The organism is Roseivivax sp. GX 12232, from assembly GCF_021272185.1.
Taxonomy (GTDB): Bacteria; Pseudomonadota; Alphaproteobacteria; order Rhodobacterales; family Rhodobacteraceae; genus Roseivivax.
The window spans coordinates 20,207-43,472 of record NZ_JAJSEC010000008.1 but is presented as its reverse complement, the minus strand read 5'-3'; the positions used below and the strand labels follow the sequence as shown (position 1 = coordinate 43,472).

Below are 23,266 nucleotides of genomic sequence, written 5' to 3'. Positions count from 1 at the left end.
CGTCTCGACGGCCGCGGCCGTGCCCGGCCATCCCGCCGCGAGCATGCCGACCAAACCCGCCGCAAGCACACCCGCTAGTCCCGCCGCAAACACGGCTGACGGTCCCGCCAAACCCGCCGCGCCCACCGCCGCGCTGGCGCCCGCCAACCCCGCCGAGGCCATGGCCTACAAGGCGCTGATCTGGACCTGGCCCTTCTACGCCTTCGGCGCGCTCTACGTCGTCGGCCCCGTCCTGGCCTGGTGCCTGGGCGCGCTGGCGCTCCTGTCGCTCTACCTCGGCCCGGCGATCCGCGCCGACCTGCGCGCCACGGGGCCCGTCCCGCCGGTGGTCTGGGCCTGGATCCTCGGCATGGTCGTCATGCTGGTCGCGCTCTGGGTCGGGCATCTCGACTGGGGGCTCGGCATGAAAAAGACCATCAAGAGCTCGATCGGCTGGGCCAAGGGCTGGGCGCTCATGGCGCTGTTTCCGCTGGCCGGCGCGGTCCTGCCCCTGCGCCGCGAGGTGCTGGCGCGCGGGCAATGCGTGATCGGCCTCTGGACGCTCTGCCTTGCGCCGGTGCTTCTGGCGGCGCCCTACATCGGCCTGCCCGAGCGCATCTTCACCTCGCCGCTGAAGGCCGTCGGCGGGCCGGGGCCGGAGTATTTCTCGGTCTATTTCTTCACCTTCGACCCGGCCTCCTGGACGCCGCGCTGGCAGTTCTACGCCCCCTGGTCGCCCTTCGCGGCGCTCCTGGGCGTGGTGCAGGTGCTCTTCGCGCTCGAGGAAAAGAACATCCGCTGGCGCAGCATCGGCATCGCCGCGGGCGTCCTGATGATCCTGGCCTCGAAGTCGCGCATGGGGCTCGTGGGGCTCGTGGCCTGCACCATGGGGCCGCGCCTCATGCCCCTGATCCTCAAGGGCTGGGCCTGGAGCTTCCTGGCCGCCTGCGCCACCGGTTTCGCCATCGTCGGCGGCACCCTGGTGCAGGGCGCGCAAAGCGCGGTCTATGCCTTCAAGAACGCCCGGGCCGACAGCACCCGCGTGCGCGCCACGCTGCAGCGGATCGCCGGCGAGCGCTGGCGCGAAGAGGCGGTCTGGTTCGGCCATGGCACCGTGCAGCCCGGCCCGCACCTGGTGGAATACATGCCGATCGGCAGCCATCACACCTGGTATGGGCTGTTGTTCGTGAAGGGGCTCGTGGGGCTTTTCGCGCTGCTCGTGCCGCTGGTCTGGCAGACGGTGCTGGCGCTGATGGATGCCGCGCGCGGGCCGCGTGGGGCGCTGCCCCTGGGCATCGTGATGACGCTGGTGCTGCTGTCCTTCGGCGAGAATATCGAGATCGAGGCTTACATGCTCTGGCCCGGGCTGATCGTGCTGGGCATCCATGCCCGCGAACTGGCCGAGGAGGGCGCGGCGCGCCGCGCGGGGCAGGGCGCGAAGGATGACAGGATGGTCGGCCAGCCGGGGTGATCTGCACCCTGTGTGCCAGCCGTGGCAGCTCTGCCACAGCTGACGCTGATCCGCGTCAAATTCAAAAACATGCGTGCATTTCGTGCGCCGAGCTTTCACCACTGCGGATGTTCCCGTTGGGCTTCCATTGCACCCGGGACCCGACGAAACCGGCTCGCACCGAAAGGTGCGGGCCGTTAATTTTTTCGAGCCTTATCAAGGGCTCGCGTGGCTCAGAGTGCCAGCCAGAGCTGGAACAGGACCCCCGTCAGGAACGCGCCCGAGAGCGACAGCGCGATGTAGATCGCGAAGACCCGGAAGCGCGCCAGCGCCCAGACCGCCATGGCCGCCGGGATCGAGGTCACCCCGCCCGCGACCAGGAAGGTCATCCCCGCGCCGGGCGCCATGCCCTGGTCGATCAGCCCGCCGACCAGCGGCAGCGCCGCGTAGCCGTTGAGATAGGCGGGCACGCCCACAAGCGTCGCGGCGAGGATCGGCAGGAAACTTCCGCCGCCGAGCGTGCGGGTGATCGTCTCCTCGGGGATATAGGCCAGCATCAGGCTTTCCATGAGGAAGGCCAGCAGCAGCCATTTGGCCAGGAACAGCGTGGTCTCGACGCTAGTCCGCATAAAGCGCGCGCGCCGCTCGGGGTCGGGCCAGAAGCGCCAGGTCACCGGCTGCGGCGTGCGCAGCTTCGCCCCGCCGCAGCCGCCGTTGCCGACGCCCGCGCGCAGCGGATCGGAGAGCGCCCCGCCGCGTGCCAGCGCATGCACCGCCAGCCCGCCGAAGAGCCCCAGCCCGATCGCCGCCAGCGTCTTGGCGAGCGCGAACTCCAGCCCCAGGACGCCGGTCGTCAGCAGGAACATCGAAGGGTCCATGATCGGCGAGGAGAGCCAGAAGGCCATGACCGCCGAGAGCGGCACGCCCATGGCCAGGAGCGCCGCGATCAGCGGGATCACCCCGCAGGAACAGAAGGGCGAAAGCGCCCCCGCCAGCGCCCCGAGCCCGATCATCAGAAGCGGCGCCCCGGTGAAGGCCCGGGCGATCAGGTGGTCGGCCCCGGTGGCATTGGCCCAGGCCGCCATGAGCACCGAGAGCAGCAGGAAAGGCGCGGTCTCGGCCAGGGCCGCTGCGGCGAAGCGGGCGCTCTCGCCCGCCTGGCCGGGGTCGGTCAGCGTGAGGGCGAGGAGCAGCGCCGCCGAGGCGAGCCAGACCTTCTGCCGGGTCCAGAGGTGATGCGCCAGGCGGCGGGGCGCGGGGCCGGGAAGGGGCAGATCGGTCATCGGGGTCTCCGAAGTGGGGTGGGGCCTCTAGGCAGCGCCCGCGTCCGAGGGCGTGTCGGTCGCGGCAGGGGCGACGCCCGCACAGCATTCCGCCGTGAGGAAGTCGACGAGCCCGGTCATGGCCGGGTAATCGGCGCGGTTCACCACCTCGCGGCCGCGCTTTTCCTGCGCAACGAGCCCGGCTTCGACCAGGGTCGAGAGGTGATGCGCCAGGGTCGAGGCCGGCAGGCCGAGATGCGCGCCGATCTCGCCGACGCGCAGGCCCTCGGGCCCGGCTTTCACCAGGAGCCGGAAGATCGAGAGGCGGGCGTCATGCCCCAGCGCGGCCAGCGCGCGGGCGGGGGGTGTCGTGGTGCTCATGGGGTGATTCATAACTATAAAACTAGTTTTGTAAAGGTAATTGAGGACGCGGAGCGGGAAGTGAAAGAGAAGTGGTGAGAAAACAGGGAGTTGGTGCTGGGCCTTGCGTGCGCGCGCCACGGCGGCTCAGAGTCGCAAAAGAAAACCCGCCGCGTGGGCTGCGGCGGGCTTCCGTGTCTATAAGGTCAGTTGCCGCCCCGCTCAGGCCACCTGCCGGCCCCGGCTCCAGACGCCGCGCACCACGGGCAGGTCCTCGACCTGGCTGACCCGGACCACATCGGCCAGCCGGCCCTCGGCGAGCTCGCCCCGGTCGCTGAGCCCCGTCGCCTCGGCGGGTGCCGCGGTCACCGTCGCCACCGCGCGGGGCAGGTCGTCCCAGACCTTCGCCAGCCGCAGCGCCGCAAACAGCAGCGCCGAAGGCACGTAGTCCGAGGACAGGATGTCGAGCAGCCCGCGCTCGGCGAGGTCCAGCGCCGAGACATTGCCCGAATGCGAGCCGCCCCGGATGATGTTCGGCGCGCCCATCATGATGGCGATGCCTTCTTCCCGGCAGGCCTCGGCGGCCTCCACGGTGGTCGGGAACTCGGCAAAGCGCACGCCGTGGCGGCGCGAGGTGCGGACGTGGTCGGCGCTGGTGTCGTCATGGCTCGCCAGCACCGCGCCGATGCGGCGCGCCTCGGCCACGGCGCCGGCCTCGTGGGCCGCGCCGTTCTGGGCCTGCAGCTCCTTCAGATGGGCGACATGGGCGACGAAATCCTCTTCGGTCATGCCGCGCTTCTTGGCGACATAGGTGCGCAGCTGGCCGAGGTCGCGGAACTGCCGCTGGCCGGGGGTGTGGTCCATCAGGCTCAGGATGCCGACCCGGTCCTCGGGCCCGAATCCCGCCAGCTCCTCGAGCAGCGTCTCCGAGCAGATCTCGGCCCGCAGGTGCAGGAAGTGGCTGATCTTCAGGACGCCCTTGGCGCGCAGCGCCAGCAGCTCGTCGGCCAGTTGGCGGGCATATTCGTGGTAGCGCGCCTTGCCGCCGTGGATCGAGCCCACGCGCAGCGCGTCGAAGACCGTGGTGATCCCGGTCGAGGCCAGCTCACCGTCATGCGCGAGAAGCGCAGCCAGATGCGGCCAGTCGACCGAGGGGCGCGGCTCGATGTGCCGCTCGAGGTTGTCGGTGTGCAGCTCGACGAGCCCCGGGATCAGCAGGTCGCCGCCGCAGTCCACCGCGCCGCGCGGCAGGGTGGTGCCCTCGGTGATCGCGGCGATCTCTCCGCCTTCGAGATGCAGCGCGCCGGGGATCACCCGGTCGCGCAGGACCAGCCGGGCATTGGCGAGGCAGAGGGGGCCGGCCAGCGCGGGATCGGCGGCGCGGGGGGCGGGATGGATCGGCGAGTTCATGGCTCTCCCTTCCGGTTGGGGCACGGGCCGCTCTGGCTGACAGTCATGACAGCTTTGGAGCGGCCTGCGAAGCGGGGCATGGGCGGACGGCGGGTCATGGGGTCACCCGCGCCCGGGTCAGCGCGGAGAGCGCGCGGGCGACGGTCTGTGTCAGCGGGCCGTCGTTGGCGATCTCGGTGACGGGCAGCCCCTTGGGCAGGGGCAGGGCGGCGCGGGCCTGCCGCGCGGCGATCTCTTCGAGGCTTTCGCGGCCGCGCCCGGCAAGGCGGCGGGCCAGGGTCTCGGGGCGCGCGGTGATATGCAGGACCTCTAGCCCCGGGAAACAAGTCGCGGCCTCTGGCAGGACGAGCCGCGAGAGGTTGGCGAGCCGGGTCTCCCCGGCCGCGACCTCGGCACGGGTGGCCGCGGGGATGCCGTAGGACAGCCCATGCGCATGCCAGCTCAGGCAGAAGGCCCCGGCGGCCTGCCGGGCGGCGAAGGTCGCTTCCGAGACCGGCTCGAAGTCCTCGCCACCGAGGCCCGCCTCGCGGGTGATGACCCGGCGCACCAGGCGAAAGCGCGGATCGGCCGCGGCGAGCCCCGCCATGACGCTGTCCTTGCCGACACCCGAAGGGCCGACCACGGCGATCAGCCGGCCCGGCGCGGGGGCTTTGGTGCCGCCGGGGCCCCGCGAAGCCTCGGGGACGTCCCCCTGGCCCGCGCGCGATGCATCGGCGCCCGCTGTCACCACCCCGCTCATGCCGCGCAGCCCGGGGTGAAGCCGGTCACATCGACCTCGCGGTCGGCGACCCGGGCGCGGGCCTCGGCGTCGTGGAAGATGCCCACGATGGCCGCGCCGCGCGCCTTGGCGGCCTCGATCAGCTCCAGCACCACCGCGCGGTTGGTCGCATCGAGGCTCGCCGTCGGCTCGTCCAGCAGCAGCGCAGGATAGGCGAAGGCGAAGCCGCGCGCGATGTTCACCCGCTGCTGCTCGCCGCCCGAGAAGGTGGTCGGCGAGAGCTGCCAGAGCGTCTGTGGGATATTCAGCATCTCCAGAAGTGCGGCCGCCTTTTCGCGCGCCGCCTCGGCGGAGACGCCGGTGGCGCGCAGCGGTTCGGCCACCACCTCGAGCGTGGGCACCCGGGGCACCACCCGCAGGAACTGGCTGACATAGCCCAGCGTCTCGCGGCGAAGCGCGATGATCTCGCGCGGGGCGGCGCGGGCCACATCCGTGTCGCCGACCCGGATGCGCCCGGCCTCGGCCAGGTAGTTGCCGTAGATCATCCGCATCAGCGTGGATTTCCCCGAGCCCGAGGCCCCGGTCAGCGCCACGCATTCGCCCGGGGCGACGGAGAGCTCGGCCCCCTGCATCACCCGGATCGCCGCGCCGCCCTGGTTGTGCAGGGTGAAGGTCTTCGACAGGCCAGAAATCTCGATCATCTTGTCTCTCCTTGTCGGTTCAGACCTGCAGCACGCTCGAGACGAGCAGCTGGGTATAGGCGTGCTGGGGATCGTCGAGCACCTGGTCGGTCAGCCCCTGTTCGACCACATGGCCGAGTTTCATCACCATGAGCCGGTCGGCCAGGAGCCGCACCACGGCGAGGTCGTGGGTCACGATCACCACCGAGAGCCCGAGGTCGCGCACCAGCCCGCGCAAAAGATCCAGGAGCCGCGCCTGCACCGAGACGTCGAGCCCGCCGGTCGGCTCGTCCATGAAGACCAGCCGCGGGCCGGTCACCAGGTTGCGGGCGATCTGCAGACGCTGTTGCATCCCGCCCGAGAAGGTGCCGGGGCGGTCGTCGATCCGCGTCGTGTCGATCTCGACCCGGCCGAGCCAGTCGGCGGCGGTCGCGCGGATCTCGCCGTAGTGCCGGGCGCCGACGGCCATGAGCCGCTCGCCGACGTTGCCGCCCGCCGAGACGCCCATGCGCAGGCCGTCCCGGGCGTGCTGGTGCACGAAGGCCCAGTCGGTGCGCGAGAGCATCCGCCGCTCGGGCTCGGACATGGTGAGGATGTCGCGCGGGCCATCCTCGCGGGTGTCGAAGACGACCTCGCCGCGGTCGGGGGCAAGCTGGCCCGCCAGGCAGGAGAGAAGCGTCGACTTGCCCGAGCCGCTTTCGCCGACGATGCCCATGACCTCGCCGGGGTAGAGGTCGAAGCCCACGCCCGCGCAGCCGATATGGGCGCCGTAGCTCTTGCCGAGGTCGCGCACCGACAGGAGCGGCGCGGCGGGCGCGGGGGGCGCCGCCCGGCCTGGAGCCGTTTGGGTCAGGGTCTCGGTCATGCGGCATCCTTTCCGCGATAGCCGCGCGCCTGGCGGGTCTCGCAATAATCGGTGTCCGAGCAGACGAAGATCCGCCCGCCCGCGTCGTCGGTGATCACCTCGTCGAGGTAGCTGTCCTCGGAGCCGCAAAGCGCGCAGGGGTGGTCGGCCTTGGATGGATCGAAGGGATGATCCTCGAAATCGAGGCTCTCGGCGGCGCTGAAGGGCGGCAGCGCGTAGATCCGCTGTTCGCGCCCCGCGCCGAAAAGCTGGATCGCCGCCGAGCGCCCGAGCTTGGGGTTGTCGAACTTCGGGATCGGCGAGGGGTCCATGACGTAGCGCCCCTCGACCTTTACGGGGTAGGCATAGGCGGTGGCGATATGGCCGTGCCGCGAGATGTCCTCGTAGAGCTTGACGTGCATGAGGCCGTATTCCTGCAGCGCATGCATCTTGCGGGTCTCGCTCTCGCGCGGTTCGAGAAAGCGCAGCGGCTCGGGGATCGGCACCTGGTAGACCAGGATCTGGCCTTCGCGCAGCGGCGTCTCGGGGATCCGGTGACGGGTCTGGATGACGCTGGCCTCCTCGGTGCGGGTGGTGGTCGCCACGCCCGCGGTGCGTTCGAAGAACTTGCGGATCGAGACCGCATTGGTGGTGTCGTCGGCGCCCTGGTCGATGACCTTGAAGCGGTCCTCGGGCGTCATCACCGCCGCCGAGACCTGCACCCCGCCGGTGCCCCAGCCGTAGGGCATGGGCATCTCGCGGCTGGCGAAGGGCACCTGGTAGCCCGGCACCGCAAGCGCCTTGAGGATGGCGCGGCGCACCATGCGCTTGGTCTCTTCGTCGAGATAGGCGAAATTATAGGCGTCCTGGGTCATGACTGGACCTTTCGCGGCAGGGAGACTTTCGTGTTAGACGCGATTTCCCGCGCCGCCATGCAATCGCCACAAATGCGTCCTAGCTGGTGTCCGCATTGAACGATGGAGCATTCATGGACTGGACCCTCATCTTGGTCTTGCTGGGTTTCGCGGCGTTTTTGGTCGGCCGGTTGTGTCTTGGTGTGTTCTACGAAAACAGCAGATTGAACACGGTTCTGGAGTTTCCGACCGGCAAACCCGAGGACGAGAGCCTCGGGGATGACGACTGGGACGACCGGGACTAGGCACATTCTTCCGCCTCCCGCGCCGGGCGGGTGGCGCTTTCGCGGCGCAGCTTCCGCACGAGTTCCAGCTCGGACTGGAAGTCGACGTAATGCGGCAGCTTGATGTGCTCGAGAAAGCCCGTCGCCTGGATGTTGTCGGCGTGATACAGCACGAATTCGGTGTCCTGGGCGGGGGCGCCCTGGTCGTCCTCGCCCAGTTCCTCCCAGCGCAGCGCCCGGTCGACCAGCGCCATGGAGATGGCCTTGCGCTCGCTCTGGCCGAAGACCAGCCCGTAGCCGCGGGTGAACTGCGGGGGCTCGGATTTCGAGCCGGTGAACTGGTTGACCGTCTCGCATTCGGTCAGGGCGATCTCGCCGATCTCGACCGAGAAGCCCAGCTCGGGCACCTCCATCTCAAGCGGCACCGTGCCGATCCTGAGCTCGCCCACGAAGGGGTGGTTGCGGGCGTAGCCACGCTGGGTCGAATAGGCGAGGCTGAGCAGGAACCCCTCGTCGGCACGGCTCAGGACCTGCAGGCGCAGGGCCCGGTCGGCGGGCAGCTCCAGCGGCTCGCGGGTGACGTCGCGCGGCGTCTCCTCGCCGGGCTCGGGCGTCTCGATCAGCCCTTCGCGGTTGAGGAACTCCATGACGCGCGGCATCGGCTGCTCGGCCCCCTCCGGCGCCTCGGGGCCGGGCTGTTCCGGCGGGGTGCCCTCGGCGGCCAGCGCGAAGTCGATCAGCCGGTGGGTGTAGTCGAAGGTCGGCCCCAGCACCTGCCCGCCGGGCAGATCCTTGAAGGTGGCCGAGATGCGCCGGTCGCAGGCCATGGCGCCGGTGTCGACCGCCTCGGTCGCGCCGAAACGCGGCAGGGTGGTGCGATAGGCGCGGATCAGGAAGATCGCCTCGATCAGGTCGCCGCGCGCCTGCTTGATCGCCAGCGCGGCCAGGTCGGCGTCCTGCAAAGACCCCTCGGCCATGACCCGGTTCACCGCCAGCGCGAGCTGTTCGCGGATCTGCGCGACCGAAAGCTCGGCCACGGAAGGATCGCCGCGGCGCTCTTCGGCGAGCCAGTCGTGGGCGTTGTCGATCGCCCGTTCGCCTCCTTTGACGGCGACATACATCAGCGCACCTCCGTGGAGCGGGGCAGGGCAGCCAGCCGGGCCCCGCAGGTGAAGAGGAAATCCCGCCCGAGCGGGTAGTGCCGGCGGTTCTCGGAAAAGGCCCGGGTCTCGGGCAGCGACAGCGCGGCGGTGGTCTCGATGCCGGGACCCGAGAGCACCGCGCCCTCGGCGGCGAGATGCGGCAGCTCTACGATCAGCGTGGCCGAGCGGTCGGGGTATTCCGGCGTGCCCAGCGCGAAGCGGTCGAGCGGCGCCAGCGCCTCCCAGGTGCCGAGCGCAAAGGCGGCCTCGGCGGGGCCGACCACGGGCGCGCCGGTGTGGAAGGCCAGCCACTGGCGCACCTCGGCGCAATCGGCGGCGCCCGCCAGATGCACCGGCGTCGTGCCGTCGACCAGCGTCAGCAGCACCGCGCCCGCCGCCGGCGAAAGCGGCGCCGGCGGGGATGCGCCCGCGAGCGCGTGGATCGTGCCGGGGCGGGCCATGGCCTCCATCAGGCTGCGAAAGGCCTGCGCGGCCTCGCGCGGCGGGGCGGCGAAACCGCCTTCAAGGGTATGGGCCTGCATCAATCCTCTCCCCGGACCATGGTGAAGAAATCGACCTTGGTGGTCGCGGCGCGGGCGGCGCGGCTGGCGCGGGCAGTGCGAGCCTCGTCCTCGAGGACCTCCAGCACGCCGCTTTGCAGGCGCGCCGCCGCATCCGTCTGCATCAGCGCGTCGACCAGGGCCGCGGCCTCGGCATCGGCCTTGCGACGGCCCTTGAGGTAGGCGTGGCCGACCTCGCCCGAGGCCAACCGCAGCGCGCAGCGGGTCACCGTGACCTCGCCCAGGTTGAAGGGCTGGCCGGTGCCGCCGGCGCGGCCGCGCACCATGACGCTGCCGATCTCGGGGGCGCGCAGCCAGTCGAAGCCGGGTCGGTCCAGGCAGGCATCGAGCAGCGCCGCCACGCGGCCTTCGGGCGCCTTGGCCAGGCGGCCCATCCGGACCTTCCGGGCGGCGGTTTCTGCGTTTGGCTCTTCCATCTCGACAAATCCGCGTTATACTAGACAACTATACAAATCATCGCAGATTGCCCCCTGCGAGGCCAGAGGAGTTTTGTGAAACTTGCGTGACGCGAAGACAGGATCCGGCGGACGGACGCCGCTTTGGCAGGCCATCGCCACGGCGCTGCGCTCGGACATCTCGGACGGGCGCTACGCGCCGGGGGACAAGCTGCCGACCGAGGCGGCGCTGTCGGAACGCTTCGGGGTGAACCGCCACACGGTGCGCCACGCGCTGGCGGCGCTGACCGAGGAGGGGCTGGTGCGCAGCCGCCGCGGCGCAGGCGCCTTCGTGTCGGCGCGGCCCACCGATTACCCGATCGGGCGGCGGGTGCGCTTCCGCGAGAACCTCCTGGCGGCGGGGCGGCAGCCCGAGAAGCGCCCCCTGCAGATCGAGACCCGCGCGGCGACCGAGGGTGAGGCCCGGGCGCTCGAGCTCGCGCCGGGGGATCCGGTGGTGGCCTACCACGGGCTGTCGCTTTCGGACGGCCAGCCCATCGCGGTCTTCGAGAGCCTTTTTCCCGCCGCGCGGCTGCCCGGCCTCGCCGAGGCGCTGGCCGAGGAGCCCGGCGTCTCTCCGGCGCTGCGCCGCGCGGGCGTGGCGGATTTCACCCGCGCCAGCACGCGGCTGACGGCGGTCCTGGCCGATGCGACCCAGGCGCTGCACCTGCAACTCCGCGAGGGCGCGCCGCTGCTGCGGTCCACCGGCGTGAACATCGATCCCGAGGGCGTGCCTGTGGAGTTCGGCCGGACCTTCTTCGCGGGCGACCGCGTGACGCTGACGCTGGGCCCCGAGGGCTGAGGCGGGCGAGGGTCGGTCAGGGGGCGCACAGGCCGCGCCCCGCGCCTCAGCCCCCGTATTTCTCCAGGAAAGCCGGGGCGGAGAGCGCCCGGAAATCCGGCAGCGCGGCGCGCAGCTTTGCGTGGTCCCAGTCCCACCAGGCCAGCGCCATGAGCCGCTCGGCCAGATCCGCGGGCTGGCGGCGACGGATCTCGCGCGCCGGGGTGCCCGCGACGATCGTGTAGGGCGCCACGTCGCGGGTCACCACCGCGCCCGCCGCGACCACCGCGCCATGGCCCAGCGTCACCTCGGGTTTCACCAAAGCGCCATGGCCGATCCAGGTGTCATGCCCGATCCGCGCCAGCCGCGCCCGCCTCCGGGCGAAGAATTCGGCGTCCACATCCGCGTCGTCCCAGTAGTCCGAGGAGCGGTAGAGGAAGTGATGGCAGGCCGCCGTCTCCAGCGGGTGGTCGGTCGCGCCGATGCGGCTGAAGCTCGCGATATTGGCAAACTTGCCGACCTCGGCGTTGGCGATATCGGCGTAGCGGTCGCAGTAGGAATAATCCCCGAGCGTCGCATAGGCGATCCGGCTGCCGCGGCCGATCTCGACGTAGCGCCCGAAGGTGCTCTCGGTCAGCTCGCACTCGGGGTGCAGATAGGGGCGGTCGGGGCTCAGCCGGGCCATGTCACTGCGACCTCTTGATCAGCCGCCCGCGCAGCTTGCCCGAGAGCCAGTCCATCGCCATGACCATGAGCACGATCAGCACGATGTAATAGGCGACCTCTTCCCAGTCCTTCTGGGTCTGGATCGCCTGGGTCAGCATCAGCCCGATGCCGCCGCCGGTGATCGCCCCGATGATCGTGGCCGAGCGGGTGTTCGATTCCAGGAAATAGAGGATCTGGCTCAGGAGCACCGGCACCACCTGGGGCAGCACCCCGAAGCGGTAGCGTTGCAGGGGCTTGGCCCCGGTGGAGGAGACGCCCTCGATCTGCTTCTCCTCGACGTTCTCCAGCGCCTCCGAGAAGATCTTGCCGAAGGTGCCGGTATCGGTGACCAGGATCGCCAGCGCGCCGGTCAGCGGGCCGGGCCCGAAGGCGCGCGACAGGACCACCGTCCAGATCAGCGCGTCGACGCCGCGCACGAAGTCGAAGATCCGCCGCATCGCGAAGCGCAGCGAGGTCAGCGGCGCGAAGCGCTTGGCGCCGAGGAAGGCCAGCGGCAGGGCGACCAGCGCCGCGCCGAAGGTGCCGAGAAAAGCCATGAGAATGGTCTCGCCGATGGCCCAGGCCACGTCCTTGTGGCGCCACATCGGGTTGTTCCAGACGTCCTGCAACGCGCCCACGAGGTTGGCCCGCGCCGGGTCGATGCGCTCGCCCCAGAGGATCCGGCCCAGGCTGTGGCCGTGATAGGGGCTCTCGAAGGTGAAGAAGAAGAGCTCCCAGCCGGGGAAATAGTTGAAGATCTCGGTCTTGGTGCCGGTGACGGTGATCCGCCCTTCCTCGGTGGTGATCGCCACGCGGCGCGAGGAGGCGCTGATCCAGTCGGGCGGCGTGTCCGTGAGGTTGGTCGTGACCTCCCGGCCCTCGGTGGCGATCTCGATCAGCGGGTGACCGGGCACCGCGACCTCGGTGCGGTTGCCGGGCAGGAGCCGCACCTCGTGGGCGGGGCCGAGCGCCACGCTCAGGGTCTCCTCGCCGGTGACCCAGGCCGGGCGCGCGCCCTCGGGATAGGCGCCCTTGCGCTCGCCCTCGACGGCGTAGTCCATCTCGCCCGAGCGGGCGTCGCGGGTGACATGCACCTTGTAGGACCAGCTGTCCGAGGCCAGCGTCACGGCGTTGTCCCAATCCGCGCGCTTGGCGAGCCCGGGGATGTCGAAGGCGAAGACGATATAGGTGAAATAGGCCAGCACCAGCACCGGCAGGGCCAGCGCGGTCAGGCGCTTGCGGGCGAAGAGCCTATCGGCGTCCTGCCGGGCGGTCTCGAGCGTCGTGGTGGTCATGCGCGCTGCCCCTCCGTGAGGCGGTTGCGGGTGCGGCTGGAAAGCTGGTCGAAGAAGACGATGGCGCCGAAGAGCAACAGGAAGATTGCCGCCGCCTCGTCGAAGCGGCCGGGGCCCCAGGCCATGGCGTTGCGCAGCTCGTAGCCCAGCCCGCCGGCGCCGACGAAGCCCAGGATCGCCGAGGCGCGGATGTTGATCTCGAAGCGCAGGAGCGCGTAGCTCAGGTAATTCGGCGCGACCTGCGGCAACACGCCCAGCCACATCCGCTGCGCCCAGGTGGCGCCGGTCGAGGCGAGCCCCTCGACGGGTTTCAGATCGGCGTTCTCGGCCACCTCGGAGAAAAGCTTGCCAAGCGCGCCGGCGGTGTGGATGGCGATGGCGATCATCGCCGGCACCGGCCCGCCGCCCAGGACGAAGATCAGCATCAGCGCCACGACGATCTCGGGCACCGCGCGCATCACGTCCATGATCCGGCGGAAGAGCCCGATGAGCCGCGGCCAGCGCGCCAGTCCGCGGGTGGAGAGGAGCGACAAGAGAAGCCCCGCCGCCGCGCCGATCAGCGTGGAGACGGCGGCGATGTTCAGGGTCTCGATCAGGGCGGGGAAGAACTCGGCCAGGAGCGCGGGCAGATCGGCGCGCATCGCCCAGGCCTCGGCCAGGACCTCGGCGGGGTAGTCGCCGACCTGGGAGATGCCGGACCAGAAGCCGCCGGCGTTGCGGTCGTTGGCGACCATGAAGCCCGAGACCATCAGCAGGGCGAAGATCATCAGCGTCAGCCCGCCGTAGAGGCGGCGGCGCTGCAGCTCGGCCATGTAGCTGTCACGGACCTGGTGGACCGGCCCGCGGTCCGGGGCGGTCGGGGGGACGTCTGTCATTGTCGGGGGCCTCGGTCGGGTCGGCGTCGGTCTGGGCGCTGGCGCGCGCGCGCCCCGGGGCCTGTGCCTGGCCCGGGGCGCGCGCCGGTCGGGGGCGTCGGGCGGGATCAGCCGCCGATCGCCGCCTTCCGGGCCTCGATGATCGACAGGTAGGTGTCGTGGGTCACCGGCTGGAAGCCCAGGGTGTCGCCCGCGGCCACGCCGTAGGCGCAGTCCTCGTCACGCTCGTGCAGACCGTCGACCAGCTCGGTCATGGTGGCCTTCACCTCCTGGGGCAGGGCCTGGCGCAGCACCACCGGGCCCTCGGGGATGACCTTGGACTGCCAGATCTGGACCAGCTCGTTCATGTCCACGAGGCCCGCGTCCACGGCCTTGCGCAGCGCGCCGGAGTTGTAGCCGTCTTCCCAGTTGCCCTGGCCGTCGGCCCAGGTCACGCCGGCGTCGATGTCGCCGTTGTTGACCGCGACGATGGTCTGTTCGTGGCCGCCGGTGAAGACCACGTCGGCGAAGTATTCGCCGGGCTCCATGGTGATCTCGGCGCCCTCCTGGGGGATCTCGATCGAGGGGATCAGGTAGCCCGAGGTCGAGTTCGGATCGCCGAAGCCGAAGACCTTGTCGGCCATGTCCTCGAGCGAGGCGATGCCCGCGTCCTTCCGGGCGAAGCCGATCGAGTGGTAGCCGATCGAGCCGTCGTTGTTGACCTTCACCAGCACCGGCTCCACCGCCTCGGGGGCCTGCAGGTAGGTCGCCGCATAGGCCGAGGCGCCGAGCCAGGCCATGTCGATGGTGCCGCCCAGGAGACCCTGGATCACGCCGTTGTAGTCGGCCGGGGCAAAGAGCTTGACCTCGACGCCGAGGGCCTCGGCGGCATAGTCCTGCAGGCAGCTGTAGCTGTTCAGCCGGTCCTGGGCGTTCTCGCCGCCGAGGATGCCGATGCGGAACTCGTCGATCTCCTGGCCCATGGCGGTGGTGCCGAGGCAGGTGCCGGCCGCGAGGGCGAAGGCAAGGGTGGTCTTCATCTGTCTCTCCATTGACGTCGTGATGAACGGATGGGCCCGCGGCTCCTGCGGGCGGGATACTGGCTCAGGCCGGGACCCGCTGTCGGGCGGACCTGTCCAGGGTTTCGAGCGCGGTCGAGGTGGCGGCTTCCGAGAAATCCGCCCCCGCGCCGTAGATGTCGCGGGCGACCCCGGCGGTGAGCTGCGCGGGCGTGCCGTCGAAGACGACGCGGCCGTCGCGCATGCCGATCACCCGGTCGCAGTAGCGCCGCGCGGTATCGAGCGTGTGCAGGTTGGCGATCACCAGCCGGCCGTCCTCTTCGTGGATGCGGCGCAGCGACTGCATGACCACCTGGGCGTTCATCGGATCGAGCGAGGCGATCGGCTCGTCGGCCAGGATCACCGCGGGGTCCTGCATCAGCGCCCGCGCGATGGCGACCCGCTGCTGCTGCCCGCCCGAGAGCGCCTCGGCGCGTTTCGGCGCCTCCTCGACGATGCCGAGCCGGTCGAGGATCTCGATGGCGCGGTGAATGTCGGCCTGGGGGTAGAGGTTGAACATCGTCGCCAGGCTGGGCTGGCGGTTCAGCGTGCCGTGCAGCACGTTGGAGACCACGTCCATGCGCGGCACCAGGTTGAACTGCTGGAAGATCATCGCGCAGCGCGACTGCCAGGCGCGGCGGGCGCGGCCCGAGAGGCGGGTGACCTCCTCGCCCTCGAAGAGGATGCGCCCGGCGCTGGCGTCGGTCAGCCGGTTGAGCATGCGCAGGAAGGTGGATTTGCCCGCCCCCGAGCGGCCGATGATGCCGATCATCGCGGGCTTGTCGACCTGGATGGACACGGCGTCGACCGCCGTCTTCGGGCCGAAGCGCTTGGTCAGCGCGTCAATCGTCAGCATTGCTACCCCCTGTTCGTCGTTGGGGGGCACCTACCGGCGGCAGACAACGGAACAGCGACAGTTGTGAGACGTCTCGGTCACGTTTCGATGTCGGATTTGTAACGGCGCGGGGGCTTTGCGCGGCGTGGGAAGGGCGCGCCGGGGGCTTGTCAGAAAACTGTTACATGACGGCGCGGCGGTGCTAGGCTCGGGCCATGACCACGCCGCGCCCGATCCCGGCCTGCCTCGCGCTGACCGTTCTTGCCGCCCAGCCGGGCCCGGCGGCGGCGCGGATCGCCGATGTGCTCTGCGCGCCCCGCGCGCAGATGGTCGAGCGGCTCGAACGGAGCCAGGGCGCGCGGCTCGAGAACCGCGGCATCCGCGGGCCGGACGTGGTGCTTGAGGTCTGGGTCAGGCCGGAGAGCGGCGCCTGGACGCTGGTGCAGAGCTATGCCAACGGCCAGGCCTGCATCGTCGCCATGGGTGAGGGCTGGCAGGAGATGGCGCCGAAGGCCGCCCCCGCCGACACGCGCGGCGGCCCGGCGGACCCCGCGCGAGACGAGACGCTTTGAGATGGCCGGGCGTCTCTGCCCGGCCGCGCCGAACATGATGTCAGTGCAATTGCCGCTTCGGCGTGGCCACCGCCGCCACATGCATGGCCGCGGCCTGGGTGCGGTCGCCGTCGATCTCGAGCCGGGGGCCCAGCGGCAGGGCGCCCATGCCCAGCCGCGCCATCCAGCGCTGGAAGACCGCCGGCACGATGCCGATCACATGCGTCGCGCCTTCGGCCACGGCGGCTTCGGCCATGGCCCCCATCAGCCGCGTCTGCACGCCAATGCGCCGGTCCGAGGGCACCTCGGGCGACAGGAAAAGCCGCGTCGCCTCCCAGATGTGGTCGACCACCGGCGCCTTTTCATAGAGCACGTAAGAGGGGATGTCGGTCAGAAGCCCGTTCTGGGCGTCGCGCAGCATGTAGCTGTAGCAGCCGCAGCGCGCCTTGGTCGGCAGGATGCGGATCCCGGCCATGACCTCGCCGAACTCGTGCACAACGATGTTGCGCGCCTGCGGCGTATCGTATTGATCGAACTCCAGCCCGCGCTCCTCGGGCAGATCCCATTGTTTGCCCTGGATGAACACCCGGTGGCGCGCCCGCAGGAAGTCGAGATACAATTCGCCGTAATGATGTTGATTGTGCACCGAAAGAACCGTCGAACGCAGCCGCGGCTCGCTGGATTTCAGCGCGTCGGGAACGGAATTTTCCCGCGATGATCTGGCGGTCTCCTTGCGAATCTCCCTCTCAAGCGGGTCGCGCTCGAGTTCGGGAAACACGATGTCCGCCTTACGATGGACTAATGTCACGTTTCTGCCCCAATGCCGGAGGTTGCGGGGTAACACACCACAATCACTCTTTTTTATCCATACTTTGGCCACATTTTCGAACAGCTTCAATGTCATTGTTCTCAAATGTGAAAGTATTCGTTGTATTGTGGTGCATGAAATCACCGGACGAGAGAGCCTGAAATGCCGCTACCTGCGCTTTTTGGTCGCGAAATCGAGCTTTGGGCCGACCGTCGAAGGCTGCGTGAATACGCCCGGATCGGGCGCATCCTCTTCGCGCAACGCATCATTATCTACACCGCCGCAAACGTGCTTGCGGGCTATTACTACAGCTGGCGCACGGCGATCATCTTCATGGGGCTGGTGCTGGCCGCCGAGCTTTATGACGCCATCTGTTTTCGCAACATATTGTCCGTGAAGGCGTGGAATGCGCGACATGTGCGCATTGCCATGATCAGCCTCTATATCGGCACCGCCTTTAGCGCGGTGGTGATCGCCAGCTTCTCAATCACGCTTGCGGGAATGCAGGGCACCGACAACGGGCATTTCCTGTCGATGTTCCTGCTCTTCTCGGCCTCGATCTTCGCGGCGATGAACAATCGCCATTTCCTGAATGTGCTGGCGCTGCGGCTGTCCATTTACGTCGCGGCAATTCTCTACATTCCCGTCCGGGACGTCTGGATCGAACGCCCGCCGATCAGTTCCGAGATCTGGCTGCATCTTTTCACGGTGATCTTCGTCCTGGCCTTCATTCTGGAATGCGCCCGGAATTTCATCGCGGGCTACAACGCCAACCTGCGCAGCCGCAAGGCGCTGGAAGAAGAGCACGAGCGCACCAAGGCGGCCTTCCAGGCCAAGACCCGGTTCCTCTCGACGGTCAGCCACGAACTGCGCACGCCGCTGACCTCGATCAAGGGCGCGCTCGAGGTGATCAACACCGGCGCGCTCGGCGAGGCCCCCGAGAAGATGCGTGGCCCGCTCGACGTGGCGACCCGCAACAGCCGGCGGCTGGCCGAGCTGGTCAGCGACCTCCTGCTTCTGCAGAAGGCCGAGGCGGGCAAGTTCGACTTCAACATGGAGCACGCCGATCTCAGCGAGCTGATGACCGAGATCGTCGAGCGCTTCCGCCCCTTCGCCGAGAACCTCGAGGTGGCCCTGAAGGTCGATGTGCCGGATGCCCAGCTCTGGGCGCGCATCGACAAGACGCGCTTCAACCAGGTGATCGCCAACATCCTGTCGAATGCCACCAAGTTCTCGCGCAAGGATGGCGGCGAGGTGAACGTGGCGCTGCGCCCCAGCGGCGACATGATCCGCATCGCCATCTCCGACAACGGCGAGGGCATCCCCGAAGAGTTCCGCGACAAGGTCTTCCAGGAGTTCCAGCAGGCGGGCCCGCTGGAGACCCGCCGCCACGAAGGCACCGGGCTGGGGTTGAGCCTGTCGAAGCGGATCATCGACGCCCACGACGGGCGGATCTGGTTCACCACCAGCACCGGGCGGGGCACGACCTTCTTCATCGAGCTGGCGCGCGAGCCCGAGCCGATCGAATCCTCGAGCGTCGTCGCCGCCTGAGCGGACGACACAATCTGACAGGGCCAAAAGGGCAGGGCGCCGCGGCGCCTTTTTGTCATTCCGGGGAAAGGTTGCGCGCGGGGTCGGCGCCCCGCGCGGAGCCTCAGACCGAGACCAGCCGCAGAAGCTCCGCCCGATCCACCGCCTCGGCGCGTTCGGAGAGCACCACACTGCCGCGCTGCAGGGCGGTGAACTGGTCGGCCAGCCCATAGGCGAAGTCGAAATACTGCTCGACCAGCACGATCGCCATGTCGCCGCGGGCGCGCAGGTAGTCGATCACTTCGCCGATCTGCTGGATGATGTTGGGCTGGATGCCCTCGGTCGGCTCGTCGAGCAGCAGGAGCTTCGGCCGGGTGATCAGCGCCCGCGCGATGGCGAGCTGCTGTTGCTGCCCGCCGGAGAGGTCGCCGCCGCGCCGCCCGAGGAACTCCTTCAGGATCGGGAAGAGGGTGAAGACCTCCTCGGGGATCGCGTGTTCGCTCGCGGGCAGGCAGGCAAAGGCGGTCTCGAGGTTCTCGCGCACGGTCAGCAGCGGAAAGATGTCCCGGCCCTGCGGCACATAGCCGATCCCGGCGCGGGCGCGGCGATAGGCGGGCAGGCGCAGCATTTCCTGACCCTCGAGCATGACCGAACCGCCGCTGGCCGGGTGGCTGCCGCTGATCGCCTTCAGAAGCGAGGTCTTGCCGGTGCCGTTGGTGCCCATGACGCAGGTGACCTCGCCCGCGCGGGCGGTCAGCGAGATGCCGTTCAGGATGCGGCTCTGCCCGTAGTGCAGCACCAGGTCCGAGACCGCGAGAAGCGGCGCCGCCTCGGCGCGGGCGTCGGTCCGGGGCTCAGCGGCCGAGATAGACATCGATCACCTCCTGGTTCCGGGTCACATGGTCAAGCGAGCCTTCCGCCAGCACCGCGCCCTCGTGCAGCACGGTGACCTTGCAGCCAAGGCGCCGGACGAACTCCATGTCGTGTTCCACGACCACGATGGCGTGCTGCTCGGCGAGGCTGCGCAGCAGCGCGGTGGTGTGCTCGCGCTCGGCCGGGGTCATGCCCGCGGCGGGCTCGTCGACCAGCAGGAGCTGCGGGTCCTGCGCGAGCAGCATGCCGATCTCCAGCCATTGCTTCTGGCCGTGGCTCAGCTCTCCGGCGCGGCGGCCCAGCATGCCGGCAAGGCCGATGGTCTCGGCCAGCTCGGCGATGCGCTCCCGGTCGCGGCTCTCGGGGCGCCAGAAGAGCACCCGGAAGGGGCGGCGGTCGGCCTTGAGCGCCATCATCAGGTTGTCCTCGACGCTCTGGTCCTCGAAGACGGTGGGCCGCTGGAACTTCCGCCCGACGCCCGCGCGGGCGATCTGCGCCTCGGAGAGCGCCAGGAGCGACTGGCTGCGCGGACCCCAGATCACCCGCCCGGCGTCGGGCCGGGTCTTGCCGGTGATGATGTCCATGAAGGTGGTCTTGCCCGCCCCGTTGGGGCCGATCACCGCGCGCAGCTCGGCCGGGCCGATCGAGAAGGACAGGTTGTTGATCGCCTTGAAGCCGTCGAAGCTGACCGAGACGCCGGAGACCTCGAGAAGCTGGGCCTTGGGATGCGCGGTGCTCATCGCTCGGCCTCCGGTTCGCGCAGCGCGCCCTCGTCGGGGCCGAGGTCGCTGCCGTGGCGCTCGGGCGCTTGGCGCGCGGTCCAGAGGTCGACAAGCCCGCCCAGCCCCTTGGGCGCGAAAAGCGTGACCAGCACGAAGGACAGGCCCAGGAGCACCAGCCACCAGTCGACCCAGTCGATCCGGTAGATGCCGAGGTCGATCGCCGGCGCGCCGCCGCCGGTGAACCAGGTCGAGACCAGGCTCACGAAGCCCGCGCCGAGGACCGCGCCGTAAAGCCGCCCGCGTCCGCCGATGGCCACCCAGACCGCGAGGTAGATCGAGGCGATGGGCGCGATCTCGCCCGGGTTGATGATGCCCGCCTGCGGGTAATAGAGCGCCCCGGCGATGCCCGCGACCACGGCGCTCAGGGTGAAGACGAAGAGCTTGAAGCCCTCGACCGGGTAGCCCAGGAACCGCACCCGGGTCTCGTCGTCGCGGATCGCACGGATCACCCCGCCCATCTTGCCCGCGACCACCCAGGCAAAGAGCAGGTAGCCGAGGCCCAAGGCCAGCGCCGAGGCCCAGAAGAAGAACAGCGCCACCTGCGCCTGCGGCAGGGCCTCGAAGCCGGGGATGTTCTGCAGGCCCGAGAGCCCGTTGTTGCCGCGCAGCCCGCTGTCGTTCTGGAACAGCCAGAGTGACAGCGCCAGGGTCATCGCCTGGGTCAGGATCGACAGGTAGACGCCGGTGACGCGGCTGCGGAAGGCGAGCCAGCCGAAGACCAGCGCCAGAAGGCCCGGCACCAGGACCACCATCAGGAGCTGCAGCGGCAACGCATGGGCGAGGCCCCAGATCCAGGGCAGCTCCGAGGCGCCCACGACCCCGAAGATCTGCGCGCCGATGGCGTCGCGGATCTCGGCCTCGGTCGGCGGGATGAGCTGGTTGGCCAGGCTCTCGGCGACGATGGCCTCGGTCCGGGCATACATCAGCCACATGCCGATGGCGTAGCCGCCGATCCCGAAGAAGGCCATGTGGCCGAGGCTCAGGATGCCGCAGTAGCCCCAGACCAGGTCCATCGCCAGCGCCGCCAGGCAGAAGCAGAGCGTCATGCCCAGCACCTTGAGGAAGGAGGTCGAGACGAGCCCGGTGCCCAGGGCCTCCGACAGGGTGGTGACGAGCAGCGTGAAGAGCGTCAGCGCGCCCAGGAACCAGGGCAGCGAGGGCGTGGCGCGGATCAGCGCGGCCAGGCCCGAGGGGCGGGAAGAGGGAGTCATGCCCATGCGCCTATTGCCCCGCCGCCCGGCCCTTGAGCGCGACGATGCCGCGCGGCCGGACCTGGATGAACAGGATGATGAAGAGGATCATGTAGGTCTGCGCGGCCAGCGTGTTGGAGGGATTGAACCATTCGATGCCCTTCTGGAAGAAGCCGATCAGCGTGGCCCCGGCGAGCGTGCCCCAGACATTGCCGACGCCGCCCACGACCACGGTCATGAAGCTTTGCACGATGTAGTTGGCGCCCATCTCCGAGGTGACCTGGGCGTAGAGCCCGATGGCGACCCCGGCGATGCCCGCGATGCCCGAACCGAGCCCGAAGGTCAGCATGTTGATGCGCCCGGGGTTGATGCCCATGGAGGCCGCCATGCGCGGGTTCTGGGTCACCGCCCGCACCTCGAGCCCGAGCCGCGTGCGGTTCAGGATGAACAGCAGGAGCCCCAGGAACAGCAGGCCGAGCACGAAGATCGCGATGCGGATGTAGGAGATCGAGATCACGTCCGAGATCACCATGCTGCCCGCCAGCCAGTCCGGCGCGGTGAAGGGGCGGGCCTGGGTGCCGAAGATGTTCTTGGCGAGCTGCTGCAGCGCGATGGAAATGCCGAAGGTCGCCAGCAGCGTCTCCAGCGGGCGGTGATAGAGCCAGCGGATCACCAGCCGCTCCATGGCGACGCCCGCCGCGAAGGTCACCGCGAAGGCCAGGGGCAGGGCGACCAGGATCGAGACGGTGTAATCGGGGATCACCTGCTGGACCACGTAGCCGGTATAGGCGCCCATCATGATGAACTCGCCATGGGCCATGTTGATCACCCCCATGACCCCGAAGGTCACGGCCAGGCCGATGGCCGCGAGGAAGTAGATCGAGGCGAGCGACAGCGCGTCGAGCGAGATGTCCACCGCCTCGCTCAGCGCCACCCGGGTCTCGACCGCGGCGAGCGCCTCGGCGGCGGCTGTCGTGACCGCGGCGTCGGGCTCTTCGTAGAGCGCGTAGAAGACATGCGCCTCGACCGCGGCCATCATTTCGGCGGGGCCCACGAAAGGCGCCACGCGCCCCTCGGCGGCCAGGGCGTCATAGGCCGCGCGCCGGGCCTCGGGATCGGAGAGCCGCGCCAGGGGCAGGCCGCCGACGCTGCCGCCCTCGATATGGGCGGCGAGCGCCTGGCGCAGGTCCTCGGCGCTTTGCGGCGCGGGGGCGAGGTCCGCCTTGACCAGCTCGGCATAGGCGGCCTCGATGCCGAGGTCACTGCCGGGCACGCGCAGCCGCGCGAGGTTGGCGTCTGGGGGCAGGGTGGCGCCGCGGCCCTCTTCGACCTCGAGGATCTGGTTCAACACGCCGCGCAGCTCGACCGAGACGCCGCTCGACATCCGCGCGATGGCCGCGGTGCGGGCCTCGGTGTCGCTGCCGAAGCGCGCGGTCAGCATGTCGAGAAGCCGGGTCTTCCGGGCCTTGAGCGCGGCCAGCTCCTCGCCCGGGATCGAGGCTTCGAGCGGGGCGATCTGGTCCCGCGCCATGTCCGAGGAAATCGCGTCGAGCGCCGCGCGCCTCTCGGCGGGGTCGGGGGCGGAGAGCTGGAACTGCACCAGCGCGCCCGCGATCTCGCGGCGGACGCCGCCGTTGGGGCGGATCTGGTCGAGCCCGTCCTCGGGCGCGGCGCCGAGGTCGGCGCCATCGGCGACACCGACCATCCGGCCGTCTTCGATGTAGACGAAGCGCCCGTCGCTTTCGCGCTGGTAGACCTCGCGCTCCTGCCAACGGGCCAGGAACTCCGCCACGCCGGGCGCGCCCGAGGCCACCAGCGCCTCGATCACCGGGCCGACGCTGCGCCGCGAGGGTTTGGCGATCTCTTCGGCGTTCTCGCTCAGGACCGCCCCGAGGTCCGGGGTCTGGGCCTGGGCCGCGACGGGCAGCGCAAAGGCAAGCGCCAGCGCCAGGACGAATGCGCGCAACATGCGGGGAAAACCTTCCTCTTGGGGTGCGGAGGCGCGC

25 protein-coding genes are annotated in these 23,266 nt (G+C 69.7%); 5 read left to right on the top strand and 20 right to left on the bottom strand.

Annotation, left to right across the window (positions count from 1 at the left end; all coding sequences use genetic code 11):
- Nucleotides 1–160: 160 nt before the first annotated feature.
- Nucleotides 161–1,450 (top strand): O-antigen ligase domain-containing protein, encoded by a 1,290-nt coding sequence (locus LR948_RS13810; protein WP_232754804.1) that lies wholly within the window; start codon nt 161–163, stop codon nt 1,448–1,450.
- Between the two features lie 212 nt (nt 1,451–1,662).
- Here the strand turns inward: LR948_RS13810 and LR948_RS13805 are convergent, their stop codons facing one another.
- The 7 genes from LR948_RS13805 to LR948_RS13775 form a co-directional block, all read right to left on the bottom strand.
- Nucleotides 1,663–2,712, bottom strand: coding sequence for a permease (locus tag LR948_RS13805; RefSeq protein WP_232754661.1), 1,050 nt, complete (start codon nt 2,710–2,712; stop codon nt 1,663–1,665).
- Nucleotides 2,713–2,739: 27 nt separating this feature from the next.
- Nucleotides 2,740–3,072 carry a helix-turn-helix transcriptional regulator gene (locus tag LR948_RS13800; RefSeq protein WP_232754660.1) on the bottom strand — a complete coding sequence of 111 codons (333 nt, stop codon included), beginning with the start codon at nt 3,070–3,072 and terminating at the stop codon, nt 2,740–2,742.
- Nucleotides 3,073–3,273: 201 nt separating this feature from the next.
- Nucleotides 3,274–4,461, bottom strand: a complete 1,188-nt coding sequence (locus tag LR948_RS13795) for an alpha-D-ribose 1-methylphosphonate 5-triphosphate diphosphatase (RefSeq protein ID WP_232754659.1) — start codon at nt 4,459–4,461, stop codon at nt 3,274–3,276.
- Nucleotides 4,462–4,555: 94 nt separating this feature from the next.
- On the bottom strand, nt 4,556–5,200 hold the full coding sequence (gene phnN / locus LR948_RS13790; protein WP_232754658.1) for a phosphonate metabolism protein/1,5-bisphosphokinase (PRPP-forming) PhnN: 645 nt from the start codon (nt 5,198–5,200) through the stop codon (nt 4,556–4,558).
- Nucleotides 5,197–5,880: a phosphonate C-P lyase system protein PhnL gene (phnL, locus tag LR948_RS13785; protein ID WP_232754657.1), complete on the bottom strand. Its 684-nt coding sequence runs from the start codon at nt 5,878–5,880 to the stop codon at nt 5,197–5,199. Before phnL ends, phnN begins: the two co-directional genes overlap by 4 nt.
- Nucleotides 5,881–5,899: 19 nt before the next feature.
- On the bottom strand, nt 5,900–6,724 hold the full coding sequence (gene phnK, locus LR948_RS13780; protein ID WP_232754656.1) for a phosphonate C-P lyase system protein PhnK: 825 nt from the start codon (nt 6,722–6,724) through the stop codon (nt 5,900–5,902).
- On the bottom strand, nt 6,721–7,578 hold the full coding sequence (locus LR948_RS13775) for an alpha-D-ribose 1-methylphosphonate 5-phosphate C-P-lyase PhnJ (RefSeq protein ID WP_232754655.1): 858 nt from the start codon (nt 7,576–7,578) through the stop codon (nt 6,721–6,723). Before LR948_RS13775 ends, phnK begins: the two co-directional genes overlap by 4 nt.
- Nucleotides 7,579–7,691: 113 nt before the next feature.
- Here LR948_RS13775 and LR948_RS13770 point away from each other — a divergent pair, with 113 nt between their 5' ends.
- Nucleotides 7,692–7,862: a hypothetical protein gene (locus LR948_RS13770; RefSeq protein ID WP_232754654.1), complete on the top strand. Its 171-nt coding sequence runs from the start codon at nt 7,692–7,694 to the stop codon at nt 7,860–7,862.
- Here the strand turns inward: LR948_RS13770 and LR948_RS13765 are convergent.
- From LR948_RS13765 to phnG, 3 genes are read right to left on the bottom strand one after another with little or no spacing between them, the layout of a single operon-like run.
- Entirely contained in the window at nt 7,859–8,962 is a 1,104-nt protein-coding gene (locus LR948_RS13765; RefSeq protein WP_232754653.1) for a carbon-phosphorus lyase complex subunit PhnI, read from the bottom strand. The genes LR948_RS13770 and LR948_RS13765 overlap by 4 nt on opposite strands.
- Nucleotides 8,962–9,525 carry a phosphonate C-P lyase system protein PhnH gene (phnH, locus tag LR948_RS13760; RefSeq protein ID WP_232754652.1) on the bottom strand — a complete coding sequence of 188 codons (564 nt, stop codon included), beginning with the start codon at nt 9,523–9,525 and terminating at the stop codon, nt 8,962–8,964. Before phnH ends, LR948_RS13765 begins: the two co-directional genes overlap by 1 nt.
- Nucleotides 9,525–9,980, bottom strand: coding sequence for a phosphonate C-P lyase system protein PhnG (gene phnG, locus LR948_RS13755; protein ID WP_232754651.1), 456 nt, complete (start codon nt 9,978–9,980; stop codon nt 9,525–9,527). The genes phnH and phnG overlap by 1 nt, the downstream gene beginning before the upstream one ends.
- A gap of 82 nt (nt 9,981–10,062) precedes the next feature.
- Here phnG and phnF point away from each other — a divergent pair, with 82 nt between their 5' ends.
- Nucleotides 10,063–10,800, top strand: a complete 738-nt coding sequence (phnF, locus tag LR948_RS13750; RefSeq protein WP_232754650.1) for a phosphonate metabolism transcriptional regulator PhnF — start codon at nt 10,063–10,065, stop codon at nt 10,798–10,800.
- A 46-nt stretch (nt 10,801–10,846) separates the two neighbouring features.
- On the opposite strand, the gene LR948_RS13745 is transcribed toward phnF, so the two are convergent.
- The 5 genes from LR948_RS13745 to phnC form a co-directional block, all read right to left on the bottom strand.
- Complete coding sequence (locus LR948_RS13745; protein WP_232754649.1) at nt 10,847–11,464, bottom strand: chloramphenicol acetyltransferase; 618 nt, start codon at nt 11,462–11,464, stop codon at nt 10,847–10,849.
- 1 nt (nt 11,465) lies between these two features.
- A complete protein-coding gene (phnE, locus tag LR948_RS13740) occupies nt 11,466–12,779 on the bottom strand; it encodes a phosphonate ABC transporter, permease protein PhnE (RefSeq protein WP_232754648.1) in 1,314 nt (437 codons plus the stop codon).
- Nucleotides 12,776–13,654: a phosphonate ABC transporter, permease protein PhnE gene (gene phnE, locus LR948_RS13735; protein WP_232754647.1), complete on the bottom strand. Its 879-nt coding sequence runs from the start codon at nt 13,652–13,654 to the stop codon at nt 12,776–12,778. Before phnE (LR948_RS13735) ends, phnE (LR948_RS13740) begins: the two co-directional genes overlap by 4 nt.
- A 107-nt stretch (nt 13,655–13,761) precedes the next feature.
- The gene (gene phnD / locus LR948_RS13730; protein WP_232754646.1) at nt 13,762–14,673 is read right to left on the bottom strand and encodes a phosphonate ABC transporter substrate-binding protein; all 912 of its coding nucleotides are present in this window, start codon (nt 14,671–14,673) and stop codon (nt 13,762–13,764) included.
- Nucleotides 14,674–14,737: 64 nt separating this feature from the next.
- Complete coding sequence (gene phnC, locus LR948_RS13725; protein WP_232754645.1) at nt 14,738–15,547, bottom strand: phosphonate ABC transporter ATP-binding protein; 810 nt, start codon at nt 15,545–15,547, stop codon at nt 14,738–14,740.
- 194 nt (nt 15,548–15,741) lie between these two features.
- Here phnC and LR948_RS13720 point away from each other — a divergent pair, with 194 nt between their 5' ends.
- Nucleotides 15,742–16,098 (top strand): hypothetical protein, encoded by a 357-nt coding sequence (locus LR948_RS13720; protein WP_232754644.1) that lies wholly within the window; start codon nt 15,742–15,744, stop codon nt 16,096–16,098.
- A 40-nt stretch (nt 16,099–16,138) separates the two neighbouring features.
- Here the strand turns inward: LR948_RS13720 and LR948_RS13715 are convergent, their stop codons facing one another.
- The gene (locus tag LR948_RS13715) at nt 16,139–16,723 is read right to left on the bottom strand and encodes an acyl-homoserine-lactone synthase (protein WP_232754643.1); all 585 of its coding nucleotides are present in this window, start codon (nt 16,721–16,723) and stop codon (nt 16,139–16,141) included.
- Nucleotides 16,724–17,047: 324 nt separating this feature from the next.
- Here LR948_RS13715 and LR948_RS13710 point away from each other — a divergent pair, with 324 nt between their 5' ends.
- On the top strand, nt 17,048–18,436 hold the full coding sequence (locus tag LR948_RS13710; protein WP_232754642.1) for a cell wall metabolism sensor histidine kinase WalK: 1,389 nt from the start codon (nt 17,048–17,050) through the stop codon (nt 18,434–18,436).
- 103 nt (nt 18,437–18,539) lie between these two features.
- Here the strand turns inward: LR948_RS13710 and urtE are convergent, their stop codons facing one another.
- Genes urtE through urtB form a run of 4 tightly spaced genes read right to left on the bottom strand, consistent with a single transcriptional unit; the run spans nt 18,540 to nt 23,229 of the window.
- Entirely contained in the window at nt 18,540–19,289 is a 750-nt protein-coding gene (gene urtE / locus LR948_RS13705; RefSeq protein WP_232754641.1) for an urea ABC transporter ATP-binding subunit UrtE, read from the bottom strand.
- Nucleotides 19,270–20,028, bottom strand: coding sequence for an urea ABC transporter ATP-binding protein UrtD (gene urtD / locus LR948_RS13700; RefSeq protein ID WP_232754640.1), 759 nt, complete (start codon nt 20,026–20,028; stop codon nt 19,270–19,272). The genes urtE and urtD overlap by 20 nt, the downstream gene beginning before the upstream one ends.
- Nucleotides 20,025–21,281, bottom strand: a complete 1,257-nt coding sequence (urtC, locus tag LR948_RS13695) for an urea ABC transporter permease subunit UrtC (protein WP_232754639.1) — start codon at nt 21,279–21,281, stop codon at nt 20,025–20,027. Before urtC ends, urtD begins: the two co-directional genes overlap by 4 nt.
- Before the next feature lie 10 nt (nt 21,282–21,291).
- Nucleotides 21,292–23,229, bottom strand: coding sequence for an urea ABC transporter permease subunit UrtB (gene urtB, locus LR948_RS13690; RefSeq protein WP_232754638.1), 1,938 nt, complete (start codon nt 23,227–23,229; stop codon nt 21,292–21,294).
- Between the last annotated feature and the right edge of the window lie 37 nt (nt 23,230–23,266).

Coding starts and splice junctions, on each gene's coding strand:
- LR948_RS13810 (WP_232754804.1), top strand. CDS start 161: ATGGCCTACAAGGCGCTGATCTGGACCTGGCCCTTCTACGCCTTCGGC.
- LR948_RS13805 (WP_232754661.1), bottom strand. CDS start 2,712: ATGACCGATCTGCCCCTTCCCGGCCCCGCGCCCCGCCGCCTGGCGCAT.
- LR948_RS13800 (WP_232754660.1), bottom strand. CDS start 3,072: ATGAGCACCACGACACCCCCCGCCCGCGCGCTGGCCGCGCTGGGGCAT.
- LR948_RS13795 (WP_232754659.1), bottom strand. CDS start 4,461: ATGAACTCGCCGATCCATCCCGCCCCCCGCGCCGCCGATCCCGCGCTG.
- phnN (WP_232754658.1), bottom strand. CDS start 5,200: ATGAGCGGGGTGGTGACAGCGGGCGCCGATGCATCGCGCGCGGGCCAG.
- phnL (WP_232754657.1), bottom strand. CDS start 5,880: ATGATCGAGATTTCTGGCCTGTCGAAGACCTTCACCCTGCACAACCAG.
- phnK (WP_232754656.1), bottom strand. CDS start 6,724: ATGACCGAGACCCTGACCCAAACGGCTCCAGGCCGGGCGGCGCCCCCC.
- LR948_RS13775 (WP_232754655.1), bottom strand. CDS start 7,578: ATGACCCAGGACGCCTATAATTTCGCCTATCTCGACGAAGAGACCAAG.
- LR948_RS13770 (WP_232754654.1), top strand. CDS start 7,692: ATGGACTGGACCCTCATCTTGGTCTTGCTGGGTTTCGCGGCGTTTTTG.
- LR948_RS13765 (WP_232754653.1), bottom strand. CDS start 8,962: ATGTATGTCGCCGTCAAAGGAGGCGAACGGGCGATCGACAACGCCCAC.
- phnH (WP_232754652.1), bottom strand. CDS start 9,525: ATGCAGGCCCATACCCTTGAAGGCGGTTTCGCCGCCCCGCCGCGCGAG.
- phnG (WP_232754651.1), bottom strand. CDS start 9,980: ATGGAAGAGCCAAACGCAGAAACCGCCGCCCGGAAGGTCCGGATGGGC.
- LR948_RS13745 (WP_232754649.1), bottom strand. CDS start 11,464: ATGGCCCGGCTGAGCCCCGACCGCCCCTATCTGCACCCCGAGTGCGAG.
- phnE (WP_232754648.1), bottom strand. CDS start 12,779: ATGACCACCACGACGCTCGAGACCGCCCGGCAGGACGCCGATAGGCTC.
- phnE (WP_232754647.1), bottom strand. CDS start 13,654: ATGACAGACGTCCCCCCGACCGCCCCGGACCGCGGGCCGGTCCACCAG.
- phnD (WP_232754646.1), bottom strand. CDS start 14,673: ATGAAGACCACCCTTGCCTTCGCCCTCGCGGCCGGCACCTGCCTCGGC.
- phnC (WP_232754645.1), bottom strand. CDS start 15,547: ATGCTGACGATTGACGCGCTGACCAAGCGCTTCGGCCCGAAGACGGCG.
- LR948_RS13720 (WP_232754644.1), top strand. CDS start 15,742: ATGACCACGCCGCGCCCGATCCCGGCCTGCCTCGCGCTGACCGTTCTT.
- LR948_RS13710 (WP_232754642.1), top strand. CDS start 17,048: ATGCCGCTACCTGCGCTTTTTGGTCGCGAAATCGAGCTTTGGGCCGAC.
- urtE (WP_232754641.1), bottom strand. CDS start 19,289: ATGTCTATCTCGGCCGCTGAGCCCCGGACCGACGCCCGCGCCGAGGCG.
- urtD (WP_232754640.1), bottom strand. CDS start 20,028: ATGAGCACCGCGCATCCCAAGGCCCAGCTTCTCGAGGTCTCCGGCGTC.
- urtC (WP_232754639.1), bottom strand. CDS start 21,281: ATGACTCCCTCTTCCCGCCCCTCGGGCCTGGCCGCGCTGATCCGCGCC.
- urtB (WP_232754638.1), bottom strand. CDS start 23,229: ATGTTGCGCGCATTCGTCCTGGCGCTGGCGCTTGCCTTTGCGCTGCCC.